Here is a 13,538-nt window from a genome sequence, read left to right on the forward strand (position 1 = left end):
CGCGGGCGTCGGACGATCAGAAGACGAGGTCGTCCTCGTCGAGCTCGCCGGTGTCCCCACCGGGCGCGCGAGGCGGGCCGGCCGCCGCGGCCGTCGGCGGACGGCCCGCGTCGCCGGGTCCGGGCCCGGCGTCTGTCGCCTCCTCCCCGGCGTCGCCGGGTCCAGGCCCAGCGACGGCCGCGTCCTCCTCCTCGACGGCGACCGCGTCGGTGTCCTCGGCGGTGACCAGTTCGTCCAGGACGACGTCGAGCACCCGGACCGCGCCGTCCTTGTCCAGTGGCTCGTTGCCGTTGCCGCACTTCGGCGACTGCACGCAGGAGGGGCAGCCGCTCTCGCACTCACAGCTGGCGACCGTGGCCCGCGTGGCCTGCAGCCAACGACGCAACGCGCCGAACCCGCGCTCGGCGAAGCCCGCACCACCGGGGTGGCCGTCGTAGACGAAGACGGTCGCCGCGCCGGTGTCAGGGTGCAGCGCGGTGGAGACTCCCCCGAGGTCCCACCGGTCGCAGGTCGCCAGCAGCGGCAGGATGCCGATCGCGGCGTGCTCGGCGGCGTGCAGGGAGCCGGGCAGGGCCGCGTCGTCGACCTCGGCGCGCGTCACGGCCTGCTCGTCGAGGGTCAGCCAGACGGCGCGGGTGCGCAGCTGCCGGGGCGGCAGGTCGAGGGGGAACTCCGCGAGGACCTCGCCAGTGCCCAGCCGCCGCCGCTGGTAGGCCACCACCTGGTTGACCACGTCGACCACGCCGGTGTGTGCCGTCACGGTGCCCAGGCGCCGGGAGCGGTCGGTCGAGACGATCGACAGGTCGGTGACGTCCCGGGCCACCGTCGTCCACTCCGGGCTCTCCGCGTGGACGACCGCGACGGCCTCGTCGACGGAGAACTCGTTGACGACGTAGCTCTCGCCGCGGTGCACGTACACGGCTCCGGTGTGCACGGTCGCGTGCGCGGCGTCGCCGTCCACGGTGCCCAGCAGCCGTCCCGTGTCGCCCTCGATGATCGTGACCGGCTCCAGCCCGCTGCCCCGGATGTCGACGTCGGGGCGCCCGCGGCCGGCCCAGTACCAGCCGGTCGGACGCCGCCGCAGCAGCCCCTCGGCGACGAGTTCCTCGACGCGGGCCTGGGCCGCGGCACCGCCGAACTCGGCGAGGTCCTCCGGGCGGAGGGGGAGTTCGGCGGCGGCGCAGCACAGCTGCGGGCCCAGCACGTAGGGGTTGGAGGGGTCGGTGACCGTCGCCTCCACCGGCCGTCCGAAGACCGCCCGCGGGTGGTGGGCCAGGTAGTGGTCCAGCGGGTCGTCCCGGGCGACGAAGACGACCAGCGACTCGCGCTGCGCCCGGCCGGCCCGACCCGCCTGCTGCCACAGCGACGCCAGCGTCCCGGGGTAGCCGGCCAGGACGACGGCGTCGAGCCCGGCGATGTCGATGCCGAGCTCGAGGGCGTTGGTCGTGGCCACCCCGAGCAGGTCCCCGGCCGACAGCGCCCGCTCCAGCTCCCGCCGCTCCTCGGGCAGGTAGCCGCCGCGGTAGGAGTCCACGCGGCGGGCCAGGTCTCCCCGGCCGCGGTCGGCGAGCACCCGCCTGGCCTGCTCGGCGACCGACTCGGCGCTACGGCGGGAGCGGACGAACGCCAGCGTCCGCGCGCCCCGCTCGACGAGGTCGCCCAGCAGCGTGGCGGCGTCCGCCACAGCTGACCGGCGCAGCGGGGCGCCGTGCTCGCCGGTGCGCTCGGTCAGCGGCGGCTCCCACAGCGCGAACGTGGACCCCGGCCGGGGCGAGCCGTCCTCGGTGACGGCGACGACCGGGGCGCCGACCAGCCGGGCGGCGGCCGCGGCCGGCTCGGCGACGGTGGCCGAGGCCAGCAGGAAGACCGGGTCGGTGCCGTAGCGACGGCAGATCCGCCGCAGCCGCCGCAGGACGTGACCGACGTGCGAGCCGAAGACCCCCCGGTAGGAGTGGCACTCGTCCACCACCACGTAGGCCAGCCGGCGCAGCGTGCTCGACCACCGCTGGTGGGCCGGCAGCACGCCGCGGTGCAGCATGTCCGGGTTCGTGACGATCCAGCGCGAGTGCCGCCGGACCCACTCCCGCTCCTCCATCGGCGTGTCGCCGTCGTAGGCCGCCGGGCGCACCGAGGGGTCGGCCAGGGCGGCGACCGAGGACAGCTGGTCACGGGCCAGCGCCTTGGTCGGCGCGAGGTAGAGGACGCAGGCGCGGGGGTCCTCGGCCAGCCGGGTCAGCGCCGGCAGCTGGTAGGCCAGCGACTTGCCCGACGCCGTGCCGGTGGCGACCACCACGTGCCGGCCGTCGCGGGCGAGCTGTGCGGCCTCCACCTGGTGGCGCCAGGGCGCGCGCAGCCCCTGGGCCTCCAGCCGTTCGCGCAACTGCGGGCTCACCCAGTCCGGCCAGGGGCGGGTGCTGCTCTCCCGCACCGGCACCCGGTGGACGTGGGTGACGGGCTGCTCCTCCTCCGGCGTCCCGGCCAGCAGGGCGGCCAGCAGGTCAGCGCCGGGGAGGACCCCACCAGGAAGAGGGTCCGTGCCGGGAGGGGGAGCCGACCGGACCGGGTGGAGCGTGGTCACCCCTCAACTGTCACACCTGTCGGCAACCCCGGCCGCTCTCCGGCAGCGACATCGCGGACGGATCGTCGAGCCCTCGGTACCGCGTGTGATCTCCCTTACACTCACGCGGCGCGCAGGCGTGCGGACCTCCGTACGCCTGGACGTGGACCTCCGCCGACCGGAGCGCAGGGGGGCCCCGGGGGCAGCCGACCGCTTGGAGGAAACACATGCCGGACAGTGCACTCTCCGGCGGAGACATCGTCCTCGTGACGATCGTCCTCGCCATAGCCATCGCCGCCCTCGCCTTCGCCGCCTACCTGGTGCGCGCCGTCATGGCCGCCGACCAGGGCACGCCGACGATGCGCGACATCGCGAGGGCGGTGCAGGAGGGTGCGGCGGCGTACCTGCGCAGACAGTTCCGCACGCTGGGCGTCTTCGCCGTCATCGTCTTCCTGCTGCTCCTCGTCCTCCCCGTGCACGACGGCGGGTGGGGGACCCGCATCGGCCGGGCGCTGTTCTTCTTGGTCGGGGCGTTGTTCTCGGCCATGGTCGGGTTCATCGGGATGACCCTGGCCACCCGCGGGAACGTCCGCGTGGCCGCGGCCGCGCGCACCGGGGGCTACCGGCCGGCCTTCCGCATCGCGTACCGCACCGGCGGTGTCTGCGGGATGATCACCGTCGGCCTCGGCCTCTTCGGCGCCGCCCTGGCGCTGCTGCTGTTCGACGAGACCGCACCCGTCGTCCTCGAGGGCTTCGGGTTCGGCGGCGCGCTGCTGGCGATGTTCATGCGCGTCGGCGGCGGCATCTTCACCAAGGCCGCCGACGTCGGCGCCGACCTCGTCGGCAAGGTCGAGGCGGGCATCCCCGAGGACGACCCGCGCAACGCGGCCACCATCGCCGACAACGTCGGGGACAACGTGGGTGACTGCGCGGGCATGGCCGCCGACCTGTTCGAGTCCTACGCGGTCACCCTGGTCGCCGCGCTCATCCTCGGCCAGGTCTTCTTCGGGGCGGTGGGGATGGTCTTCCCGCTCACCGTCGCCGCGATCGGGGTCATCGCCTCGGTCGTCGGGATCCTCGCCAGCAACCCGGGCAAGGGCGACGCCAGCGGCCTGGCGCCGATCAACCGCGGCTTCTTCACCTCCGCGGTGGTCTCGCTCGTGCTCGTGGCCGCCGCGTCGTTCACCGTGCTGCCCAGCGTCGCCGACGTCCCGGACACGGTGGTGAGCCCGCAGGTCCTCGGCTTCGTCGCGGTGCTGGTGGGCATCGTGCTCGCCGCGGCCATCCAGTTGCTCACCGGCTACTTCACCGAGACCAGCCGCAAGCCGGTGCGCGACGTCGGCCGAAGCTCGCTGACCGGGCCGGCGACCGTCGTCCTCTCCGGCATCTCGCTGGGCCTGGAGTCGGCGGTCTACGCGGCGCTGCTGATCGGCGGTGCGGTGTACGGCGCGTTCCTGGTCGGTGGCGGCGCCGCCCTCTACGCGGTCGCACTGGCAGGCTGCGGCCTGCTGACGACCGCCGGGGTCATCGTCTCCATGGACACCTTCGGGCCGGTCAGCGACAACGCCCAGGGGATCGCGGAGATGTCCGGCGACATCGACGAGGACGGCGCGCGGGTGCTCACCGACCTCGACGCCGTCGGCAACACCACCAAGGCGATCACCAAGGGCATCGCGATCGCGACGGCCGTGCTGGCCGCCACCGCGCTGTTCGGTTCGTACAACGAGCAGGTGCGCGCGGCGCTCGAGGGGGTCGACCTCGGGCAGGCGTTCAGCCTCGTGGAGCCGGACAACGTCGTCGGCGCGGTGCTGGGCGCGGCGGTCGTGTTCCTGTTCTCCGGGCTGGCGATCAACGCCGTCTCGCGGGCGGCCGGCCGGGTGGTCTTCGAGGTCCGCGAACAGTTCCGGACGCGCCCCGGGATCATGGACTACACCGAGCGGCCCGACTACAGCGCGGTCGTCGACATCTGCACCAAGGACTCGCTGCGCGAGCTGGCCACCCCCGGCCTGCTCGCGGTGCTCGCGCCGGTCGCGGTGGGCTTCGGGCTCGGCTTCGGTCCGCTGGCGGCGTACCTGGTCGGCGCGATCGCCGCGGGCACGCTCATGGCCGTGTTCCTCGCCAACTCCGGCGGCGCTTGGGACAACGCCAAGAAGATGGTCGAGGACGGCGCGTTCGGCGGGAAGGGCAGCGAGGCACACGCCGCGACGGTCATCGGCGACACCGTCGGCGACCCGTTCAAGGACACGGCCGGCCCGGCGATCAACCCGCTGATCAAGGTCATGAACCTGGTGGCGCTGATCATCGCCCCGGCCGTGGTCGGCATGTCGGTCGGCCCGGACGCGAACACCGCCCTGCGCGTGGTGATCGCCCTCGTGGCGGCCGCGATCATCGTCGGCGCCGTCGTCGTCTCCAAGCGGCGCTCGGTGGTCGTCGGGGGCGCCGCGGAGACCCCGACGGACAGCACCCTCACCACCACCGCCCCCTGATCGCACGCCGGGATCCTCCGGCCGACCGAGCGCCGGCCGGAGGATCCCGGCGCGTTCTGTGGACACCGGGGCGGCTGTGGACAGGCGGCGGCTGCGGGTCCCTGGTCCTCCCTAACGTGCGGCCGCGCCGGTCCCGCAGGTGGACCGGACCGACCGCCGGGAGGTCCGCGTTGTCCGCACCCATCACCGCCCAACTCGACGCCATCGACGCCCTCGCCGACGAGCTGGCCGGCCTGGCCACCGAGCTGGGCGACGACGGCCTGCTGTGCCGGTCCACCGCCGTGTCCCTCGGGACGGCGCTCAGCGGGGAGGCCGGTGAACGGGCGGGTGCAGCCGGAACGGGCTGGGCCACCCTCCTGGACCTGCTCGCCCAGCACACCGGCGCCCTGGCGGGCACCCTCCGGGCGGCGGTCGACTCCTACCGGCTGACCGACGCGACGTTGGCCGACCGGCTGCTCGTGCGTCGCCAGGGCACGGCGCCGCGGTGAGCGCCCCGTCGCTGACCTCGCTCGCCGGCTGGGACCTCCCGCTCCTGCGTGGCGCGGTGTTCACCCTCGACGCGGTGGCCGAACGGCTGCCGGCCTGGCGGGCCCGCATGGAGGCCGTCGGCCGTGGTCTCGGCGACGCCGACTGCTGGTACGGGCCGGCGGCCCAGGCGGCCGCCGGTGCGCTGGTCGAGGTCTCCTCGGTCACCACCGCGGTGACGACCGCCCTCGAGGAGTCCCGGACGCAGGCCCGGCTGCTGCTCGCCGCAGCCGACACGGCACAGGACCTGGCCGAGCAGGCGCTGGCCTCCGCTGCTGCCGTCCCGGTCACGCTCGACGACGCCGGACGGCTGACCGGTCCGTTGCCCGTGGACCACGGCACGGACGCGGGGGTCACCGCCGCCGCCCGGCGGGCCGAGGCCCTCGGGGTCGACGCCGTCGAGGCCGGCCGGCGCGCCGACCTCTCGGCGGCCGAGGCGGCCGACGCCCTCGCCGGACTCGGCATCGGCGGCGGCCTCTCCCCGGCGACCTTCGAGGACCTGTCCTGGCTGGTCCGGGTCGAGACGCCCACCGTGCCGCCGCCCCCGCTGCCGCCCCCGACGCTCCTGCTGTCCGCCTCCCCGCAGGAAGCGGCCGCGTGGTGGGCAGGGCTCTCGACGGCCGAGCGCGAGCAGGCCATCGCCCGGACGCCCGTGCTGATCGGCTCGCTCGACGGCCTGCCGGCCTGGGCACGCGACGAGGCCAACCGCCGATTCCTCGACGAGGTCCTCGCCGACCCGGCCGCGGCGGGACGCGACGTCGCGGTGTCCGTTACCGCCGAGATCGCCGGGCGGGAGGCGGCCGGCGAGACGGTGCAGCTGCTCCAGTTCCAGCCGCAGCAGGGGCTGGTGGCGCTGGGCCTGGGGGACGTGGACACCGCCGACTCGGTGGCCGTGCTGGTGCCGGGAACGGGCAACGAGCCCGCCGAGGACCTGGACGGCCTGGCCGAGGACGCCGAGGCCGTCGCTGACGCCGCTACGGCCGCTGCCCCCGCGGCGTCGGTCGCGACGATCGCCTGGATGGCGTACCGGACGCCACCGAACCTGGGCGCGGCCGTGTCCACGAGCTACGCCAACACGGGCGGCCCGGCGCTGGACCGGACCCTCGACGGGCTCGCCGCCTTCCGTGCCCACGCGGGAGGTGACCAGCCGCGCACCACGGTCATCGGGCACAGCTACGGCAACGTCGTCATCGACCGGGCCGTCGACGCGCCGGGCCGGCTCGCCGCCGACACAGTCGTCCTCGTCGCCAGCCCCGGCATGGACAACCGGGCCGCCGACCTGGAGGTCCGCGAGGTCTTCGAGGCATCGTCGGCTCTCGATCCCGTTCCCTGGCTCATGGACGTCCACGGCTGGCAGACCGACGGCCCCGGCTTCGGCGCCACGGAGCTGCCCACCGACTGGGACACCTGGCACACCGAGTACTACAACGGCGACCGCCCGACCGTGGCGGCGATCGGCGAGGTGGTCGCGGGGACAAGGGAACCGGGGTGAGCGACACGGCGGGCCCGGGAACACGCAGGGGTCCCCGGCCATTGGAGCGGGGGACGGCACGCCCACGGCAGGTCGCCGAGCGGCTCCGCGTCGGGGTCGTGGCCTACCGTGGCGTCGCCGAGGGTGTACGCGCAGCAACCGCGTCGCCCGGCGCCGAACCGTCGGCGCCTGCACCGAGCAGCACCGACAGGAGCACCGTGGCCCCCACGAAGACCGCGAACAACGGCAGCCAGACCGCCGGCCGCACGGCCGGTGGCACGAGCACGCCTGCCCGCCGGCGGACCGCGGCGGCCGGCGGCGGACGGCCGCTGGTCATCGTGGAGTCCCCCACCAAGGCGGGGAAGATCGCGGGCTACCTCGGCAACGGCTACGTCGTCGAGGCCAGCGTCGGCCACATCCGGGACCTCCCGCGGAACGCCGCCGACGTGCCCGCCGAGCACAAGGGGGCTTCCTGGGCCCGCCTCGGCGTGGACGTCGACAACGCCTTCGAGCCACTCTACGTGGTCAGCCCCGACCGCAGGCAGCAGGTCAGCCGGCTCAAGCAGCTGGTCAAGGACGCCAGCGAGGTCTACCTCGCCACCGATGAGGACCGCGAGGGCGAGGCCATCGCGTGGCACCTGGTCGACACGCTCAAGCCGCGGGTGCCGGTGCGCCGCATGGTGTTCCACGAGATCACCCCGGAGGCGATCGCCCGCGCCGTCGCCAACCCCCGCGAACTCGACACCGCCCTGGTCGACGCCCAGGAGACCCGCCGGATCCTCGACCGCCTCTACGGCTACGAGGTCAGCCCGGTGCTGTGGAAGAAGGTCCTGCCCAAGCTGTCGGCCGGCCGCGTCCAGTCGGTCGCCACACGGATAGTTGTCGAGCGCGAGCGGGAGCGGATGGCCTTCCACGCGGCTGACTACTGGTCGCTGGAGGGCACCTTCGCGGTTCCCGACCGCAGGGCCGGTGCCGACGAGGGCGAGCCCACGACACTGCGGGCGAAGCTGGTCAGCGTCGACGACAGCCGGGTCGCCACCGGTCGCGACTTCGACCCCGCCACCGGACGGGTCACCGGTGACGTCGTCCACCTCGACGAGGCCGGCGCCCGCGGCCTGGCCGCCCGGCTCGAGGGCCGCCAGGTCACCGTCAGCCGGGTCGACGAGAAGCCGTACCGGCGGCGTCCGTACGCGCCCTTCACCACCTCGACGCTGCAGATGGAGGCCGGGCGCAAGCTCGGCTGGTCCTCGGCGCAGGTCATGCGGGTGGCGCAGCGGCTGTACGAGAACGGTCACATCACCTACATGCGGACCGACTCGACCAACCTCTCCAACGAGGCGATCAACGCCGCCCGCACCCAGGCGCGGCAGCTCTACGGCGACGCCTTCGTCCCGGCCGAGCCGCGCCGCTACGCGAAGAAGGCGAAGGGGGCCCAGGAGGCGCACGAGGCGATCCGTCCCGCGGGTGACAGTTTCCGCACCCCCGGTCAGCTCGCCGGGCAGCTCGCTCGGGACGAGTTCCGGCTCTACGAGCTGATCTGGCAGCGCACCGTCGCCTCGCAGATGGCCGACGCCGTGGGCCAGACCGTCAGCATCCGGCTGGCCGGGCGCAGCAGCACCGACGAGGCGGTCGAGTTCACCGCCAGCGGCCGCACCATCACCTTCCCCGGGTTCCTCCGCGCCTACGTGGAGTCCCGCGACGAGGGCGCCGCCGGTGACGACGACCACGGCAGTGACGACGCCGAGCGGCGACTGCCCCGCCTGGAGCGCGGCCAGCAGCTCGACACCCGCGAGCTGGAGGCCAAGGGGCACACCACCTCGCCGCCGTCCCGCTACACCGAGCCCAGCCTGGTCGCCCGGCTGGAGGAGCTCGGCATCGGCCGGCCGTCGACCTACGCGTCGATCATGCAGACGATCCAGGACCGCGGGTACGTGTGGAAGAAGGGCAACGCCCTCGTCCCGTCGTTCATCGCCTTCGCCGTGGTCAACCTGCTCGAGCAGCACTTCGCCCAGCTCGTCGACTACGACTTCACCGCCTCCCTGGAGGAGGAGCTCGACGAGATCGCCGGTGGCAACCTGCGCCGGGTCGACTGGCTGACCGAGTTCTACTTCGGCGGCGAGGGCCGGCACGCCGGGGCGATCGCGAAGTCCGGCGGCCTCAAGCAGGTCATCGGCCAGCGGCTGGAGGAGATCGACGCCCGGGGGGTGAACTCCATCCCGCTGCGCGCCACCGGGCCGGACGGGGGACCGGTCGTGGTCCGCGTCGGCCGCTACGGCCCCTACCTGCAGGTCGGCGGCGAGGACGGGCCCCGGGTGAGCCTGCCCGAGGACCTCCCGCCGGACGAGCTCACTCAGGACAAGGTCGAGGAGCTGCTCGCGGCCCCCTCCGGCGACCGCGAGCTGGGGACCGACCCGGAGTCCGGCCTGCCCATCGTGGTCAAGGCCGGCCGGTACGGGCCCTACGTCACGACGGTCGTCCCGGAGGGCAGCAAGGAGGTGCCGCAGACGGCGAGCCTGTTCAACTCGATGTCGCCGGAGACGGTGACGATCGACGACGCGCTGAAGCTGCTGACCCTGCCGCGCACGGTCGGCTCGGCGCCGGACGGCGAGGAGATCCAGGCGCTCAACGGCCGCTACGGGCCCTACCTGAAGAAGGGCGGCGACTCCCGCTCGCTGGAGTCCGAGGAGCGGCTGTTCACCGTCACCCTCGACGAGGCGCTGGCGATCTTCGCGCAGCCCAAGCAGCGCGGGCGCCGGGCCGCCGCGGCCCCGCTGAAGGAGCTGGGTCCCGACCCGGTCAGCCAGGGCGCGATCACCGTCCGCGAGGGCCGTTTCGGGCCCTACGTGACCGACGGCGAGACCAACGCGAGCCTGCGCAAGGGCGACGACGTCGAGAGCATCACCCTCGAGCGCGCCGCCGAGCTGCTCGCCGACCGGCGCGCCCGGCCGACCACCAAGAAGGCCACGAAGAAGAAGGCGGCGGCGAAGAAGACGACGGGTACGAAGACCACCGCGGCGAAGAAGACGACGGCGAAGAAGGCCGCCTCGAAGACGACGGCCGCCGGCACCGACGCGGTCCCCGCCGGCTGAGGCCCGTGCCCACCGGAGACCTCGACCCGGCGGTCTGGCAGGCCCGGCGGAGCTCCTTCGGCTCCGTCGCGGCCGGCTACGCGGCGCTGCGGCCGACCTATCCGGCCGACGCGGTCGCCTTCCTCCTCGGGGAGCGGCCGCGCCGGGTGCTCGACCTCGGTGCGGGCACGGGGCTGCTGACCGGCGGCCTGCTCGCCGCCGGCCACGAGGTGGTGGCCGTCGACCCGGCCGAGGGGATGCTGGCCGAGCTGCGCACCCGCCATCCGGAGGTCGAGGCGCTGGTCGGGGACGCCGAGGCGGTGCCGCTGCCCGACGCGGACGTGGACGCCGTCGTCGCCGGGCAGGCCGCGCACTGGTTCCGGCCCGCGGCCGCGGCCGAACAGATGCGGCGGGTGCTGCGTCCCGGCGGGGTCGTGGGCCTGGTCTGGAACACGCGGGACGAGCAGGTGCCCTGGGTCGGCGCGCTCGGCGCGGTGCTGGCCGCGGAGTCCCGGGACCACGAGGCCGACCAGCGGGTCGTCGAGGAGTTCGCGCGCGAGCTCGGAGCCCGCGTGGAGCCGTTCCGGTCCGGCATCGTGCAGCGCATCGTGCCGCAGCAGGTCGTCGACGGGGTCGCCACGCGCAGCTACGTCGCGACGATGGACGATGCACGGCGCGCGGCGTTCCTGGCGGAGGTCCGCGCGGTGCTCGACACCCACCCGGACACCCGGGGGCGCGAGACGGTCGAGCTGCCGTACCGCACCGACGCCTACCGGCTGACCCCGGCCGCTCGCTGACGCTCGCCGCGCCGCCCGGCGGGGAGCCCGGGCCCACATCCGGCCGGGAGCCCGCGCTCAGGTCCGGCCGACCGGGGGCAGCGCGCCGTCGGCGATCGCCCGCAGCGCGGCCACGTGCGCGTCGAAGGCCTCCCGCCCCCGCCCGCTCAGCCGGAGCCAGGTCCGCGGCCGCTTGCCCACGTATCCCTTGCGCACCTCGACGTAGCCGGCCTTCTCCAGCGCGCTCACCGTCTTCGACAGCAGCGAGTCGCTCACCTGGACGCCGTCCCGCACGAAGCCGAACTCCGCCTCCTCGGCCGAGGCGAGCGTCGCCATCACCGAGAAGCGCACGGGTGCGTGGATGACCTCGTCCAACCCGTGCCGCGGGTGCTCGCCCGCGGGGGAGCCAGGCCCGGTCACCGCGGCGACTCGCGCCAGGCGCCGACCAGGCAGGGGGCCGCGACGAGCACGGCCAGCGGCGCCCAGAAGACCCAGCTACGTCCGGCTCCCGGTGCGAGACCCACGGCCAGCCCGACGGCCAGGACCGCTCCCCACGCCCCCATGGCGAGGCCGAACCGCTGGGAGAAGCCGTGCCGGGTCGCCTGCAGCCCGGTGAGCAGGGCGAGGGCCGCGCCGAGGACGGCCGGCACGAAGACGACGGCGGTCGCGAGGACCGCGCGGTCGCCGTCGGCCATCGGCTGGGCCAGGAAGAAGCCGGCGCTGGCGAAGCCGAGCGTGGTGAGGAACCCCGACGGGGCGGCGCCGGCCGCCCGGGCGACCCGGGCGTCGGCGGCCTCGGCCTCGGCGAGCAGGGCGGCAGCGGACTGGGGCGTGGGGACGGACATCGGTCTCCCTCTCTGCCGGGCGGCGGTGCGCGGAACAGTGGCAAGTACTTTCCTAGCCGTCAAGTATTTGCCGCGCCCGCCCAGTGACGTCCACAGGCTCGACGGGACGAGGCTGCCCGACCACGGCCGGTCACGAACGCGCCAGTTCCGGATCCGTGCTGGCCCTCGTGTTCCCGCGGGGAGCTTGCGGGCGCCGGGGCCGGTGGCCCTAGCCTCGCTCGACCCGTCGACGGAGGGGCTGCCATGCCGACTCGCGCAGGCCACGCGCTGACGACTCTCGTGACCGCCGTCCTGGTCGGGGTGGCGGCCCCGGCCGCGGCCGACACCGGCGGACTGGCCGAGCCGGACAAGGCCGCCGCCGTCCCGAGCATCAGTCCCGGCGACGACTTCGACACCGACTACCAGGTCGCGCTGGACACCGTGGACGCCTGGTGGGACACCCACTGGAGCGAGTACTTCCCCGGGAGCTACACCGCGCCGTCCCTGGTCCAGGGCTCGGGCGCGCCCGGGCTCTACGACTACCCGCAGGACCAGGTGTACTGCGGCGAGGTCCTGCTGGCCGGCGAGAACGCCTGGTACTGCGGGACCGGGGACTTCCTGGCCTTCGAGGTCGACCTGATGATGCGGTCGCAGGACCTCGGCGACGCCTTCGTCTACCTCGTCGTGGCCCACGAGTGGGCGCACGCGGTCGCCGCGCGCATCGACCCCGCGCTGATCTCCGACGCCTACGAACTGCAGGCCGACTGTCTCGCGGGGGCCGCGCTGCAGGGCGCCATCGACGACGGCTCGCTCCGGCTCGAGGACGGCGACAGCCAGGAGTTCGTCGACTCGCTGGCCGCGGTCGCCAGCGACGTCCCGTGGGGGACGGTCTACGTCGACGAGAACGGCCGGGAGCAGGTCGAGGTCCACGGCAGCGCCCAGGAGCGCATCGACGCCTTCCAGCGCGGCACCGACAACGGGGTGCGCGGCTGCCTGGCCAACGCGGTCGGCTGACGGCGGCTCAGCCGGCGGGCGCCCGGCCCACCGCGAACACCCGCCGGAACGGCAGCACGGTGCTGCCGTCGGCCCGGGCCGGGTAGGCCGCCCGCAGCCCGGCCGCGTACTCGACGGTCAGCTCGGCGGCGTCGTCCTCCTCCAGAAGGGCGAGCACCGGCCGCAGCACGGTGCTGCGCACCCACTGCAGCACCGGGTCCGGCCCGGAGATCACGTGCAGGTACGTCGTCTCCCACGCGTCAACGGCCAGTCCGGCGTCGGTCAGGACGTCGAGGTAGCCGGCGGGGTCCAGGACGGCGTCCTCGGCCGGGGCAGCGCCGGCGAGCAGCCCCGCCCAGCGCGTCGACCGGCACAACGCGGCGAGCAGGGCGTGCGTCGGGGCGCGCCCGTTGCCCGGCACCTGCAGCGCCAGCCACCCGCCCGGCGCCAGCTGGCCGGCCCACCGGCGCAACAGCTCCGGGTGGCCGGGCACCCAGTGCAGGACCGCGTTGGTCACCAGGACGTCGACCGGCTCGGCAGGTGCCCAGTCCCGCACGTCGCCCAGCGCGAACGCCACCCGCCCGGGGACGGCGTGGGCGGCCGCCGCAGCGAGCATCTCCGGCGAGGAGTCCACGCCGGTGACCCGCGCGCCGGGCCAGCGGCCGGCCAGCGAGGCGGTGAGCGCGCCCTCCCCGCAGCCGAGGTCGACGACCACCCGGGGGTCCTGCGCGCCGACGCGGGCCAGCAGGTCGGCGAACGGCCGGGCGCGCTCGCCGGCGAAGCGGAGGTAGCCGGCCGGGTCCCAGGCGGCGGTGCTCGTCACGGGGCGACCGTAGGG

10 protein-coding genes are annotated in these 13,538 nt (G+C 74.8%); 6 read left to right on the plus strand and 4 right to left on the minus strand.

Annotated elements, in window-relative coordinates; all coding sequences use genetic code 11:
* Positions 1-16: 16 nt before the first annotated feature.
* Positions 17-2,578, minus strand: a complete 2,562-nt coding sequence (locus tag ACI782_RS00550) for a DEAD/DEAH box helicase (protein ID WP_456904998.1) — start codon at positions 2,576-2,578, stop codon at positions 17-19.
* Between the two features lie 206 nt (positions 2,579-2,784).
* Here ACI782_RS00550 and ACI782_RS00555 point away from each other — a divergent pair, with 206 nt between their 5' ends.
* The 5 genes from ACI782_RS00555 (at position 2,785) to ACI782_RS00575 (ending at position 10,904) form a co-directional block, all read left to right on the plus strand.
* Positions 2,785-5,043, plus strand: coding sequence for a sodium-translocating pyrophosphatase (locus ACI782_RS00555; protein ID WP_456905000.1), 2,259 nt, complete (start codon positions 2,785-2,787; stop codon positions 5,041-5,043).
* 170 nt (positions 5,044-5,213) lie between these two features.
* Positions 5,214-5,531, plus strand: coding sequence for a hypothetical protein (locus ACI782_RS00560; RefSeq protein WP_456905002.1), 318 nt, complete (start codon positions 5,214-5,216; stop codon positions 5,529-5,531).
* Complete coding sequence (locus ACI782_RS00565) at positions 5,528-7,060, plus strand: alpha/beta hydrolase (RefSeq protein ID WP_456905004.1); 1,533 nt, start codon at positions 5,528-5,530, stop codon at positions 7,058-7,060. Before ACI782_RS00560 ends, ACI782_RS00565 begins: the two co-directional genes overlap by 4 nt.
* Positions 7,061-7,257: 197 nt before the next feature.
* Complete coding sequence (topA, locus tag ACI782_RS00570; protein WP_456905006.1) at positions 7,258-10,128, plus strand: type I DNA topoisomerase; 2,871 nt, start codon at positions 7,258-7,260, stop codon at positions 10,126-10,128.
* A gap of 5 nt (positions 10,129-10,133) precedes the next feature.
* A complete protein-coding gene (locus ACI782_RS00575) occupies positions 10,134-10,904 on the plus strand; it encodes a class I SAM-dependent methyltransferase (RefSeq protein ID WP_456905008.1) in 771 nt (256 codons plus the stop codon).
* Between the two features lie 57 nt (positions 10,905-10,961).
* Here ACI782_RS00575 and ACI782_RS00580 read toward each other — a convergent pair whose 3' ends face one another.
* The gene (locus ACI782_RS00580; RefSeq protein WP_456905010.1) at positions 10,962-11,303 is read right to left on the minus strand and encodes a winged helix-turn-helix domain-containing protein; all 342 of its coding nucleotides are present in this window, start codon (positions 11,301-11,303) and stop codon (positions 10,962-10,964) included.
* Positions 11,300-11,728 (minus strand): hypothetical protein, encoded by a 429-nt coding sequence (locus ACI782_RS00585; RefSeq protein WP_456905012.1) that lies wholly within the window; start codon positions 11,726-11,728, stop codon positions 11,300-11,302. The genes ACI782_RS00580 and ACI782_RS00585 overlap by 4 nt, the downstream gene beginning before the upstream one ends.
* A gap of 243 nt (positions 11,729-11,971) precedes the next feature.
* Here ACI782_RS00585 and ACI782_RS00590 point away from each other — a divergent pair, with 243 nt between their 5' ends.
* Complete coding sequence (locus tag ACI782_RS00590) at positions 11,972-12,721, plus strand: hypothetical protein (protein WP_456905014.1); 750 nt, start codon at positions 11,972-11,974, stop codon at positions 12,719-12,721.
* 7 nt (positions 12,722-12,728) lie between these two features.
* Here the strand turns inward: ACI782_RS00590 and ACI782_RS00595 are convergent, their stop codons facing one another.
* Positions 12,729-13,523, minus strand: a complete 795-nt coding sequence (locus tag ACI782_RS00595; RefSeq protein WP_456905016.1) for a trans-aconitate 2-methyltransferase — start codon at positions 13,521-13,523, stop codon at positions 12,729-12,731.
* Positions 13,524-13,538 lie beyond the last annotated feature (15 nt).

It is taken from the genome of Geodermatophilus sp. SYSU D00703, from assembly GCF_054050155.1.

Coding starts and splice junctions, on each gene's coding strand:
- ACI782_RS00585 (WP_456905012.1), bottom strand. CDS start 11,728: ATGTCCGTCCCCACGCCCCAGTCCGCTGCCGCCCTGCTCGCCGAGGCC.
- ACI782_RS00555 (WP_456905000.1), top strand. CDS start 2,785: ATGCCGGACAGTGCACTCTCCGGCGGAGACATCGTCCTCGTGACGATC.
- ACI782_RS00590 (WP_456905014.1), top strand. CDS start 11,972: ATGCCGACTCGCGCAGGCCACGCGCTGACGACTCTCGTGACCGCCGTC.